This is a genomic window from Sphingobacterium litopenaei, assembly GCF_014692495.1.
GTDB lineage: Bacteria > Bacteroidota > Bacteroidia > Sphingobacteriales > Sphingobacteriaceae > Sphingobacterium > Sphingobacterium litopenaei.
On the sequence record NZ_JACOIJ010000088.1, the window covers coordinates 1 to 655 of the forward strand.

General features: G+C 45.3%; 1 tRNA gene and 1 rRNA gene. Both read left to right on the plus strand.

The features are described from left to right. Positions 1–2: 2 nt before the first annotated feature. A tRNA-Ala gene (locus H8B04_RS16890) sits at positions 3–76 on the plus strand. Positions 77–308: 232 nt separating this feature from the next. After that, positions 309–655 (plus strand): 23S ribosomal RNA (locus tag H8B04_RS16895); the annotation flags it as partial.

The following is a 655-nucleotide window of genomic DNA, read 5'->3' on the forward strand; positions in this document are numbered from 1 at the left end:
AAGGGGAATTAGCTCAGCTGGCTAGAGCACCTGCCTTGCACGCAGGGGGTCATCGGTTCGACTCCGATATTCTCCACGAGTTTAGCAGTAAGCCTAAAGCAATAAGCTTAAAGCCTACCGCTTGAAACAAAGAGTTCTTTGACATATTGAAAGAAAAAAAGACACAAGAGAAGACAACAGAGATAGAGACGTTGTGATATGCTTGAGTTGATTGACAGACCCCCGGTCTAGGCCGAACTGACTCTCAATTAGTATCATGAGGTAATATATCAAAGCAACACCATAGTAGCAAAAGGGCTATGGATGTGAAGAAAGTAAATAAGGGTACACGGGGGATGCCTAGGCTCTCAGAGGCGATGAAGGACGTGATAAGCTGCGATAAGCTACGGGGATTGGCAAATGCGAATTGATCCGTAGATTTCCGAATGGGGCAACCTAACTATCTGAAGGATAGTTGTATAATACGCGAACGCGCTGAACTGAAACATCTAAGTAGGCGTAGGAGGAGAAAATAATAATGATTTCCCAAGTAGTGGCGAGCGAACGGGAAAGAGCCCAAACCATACATGTTACGGCATATATGGGGTTGTAGGACCACGAGATGTGATTTGTAAAGTAAACTGGAACCAGGTGGGAAACTGGGCGATATGGGTGA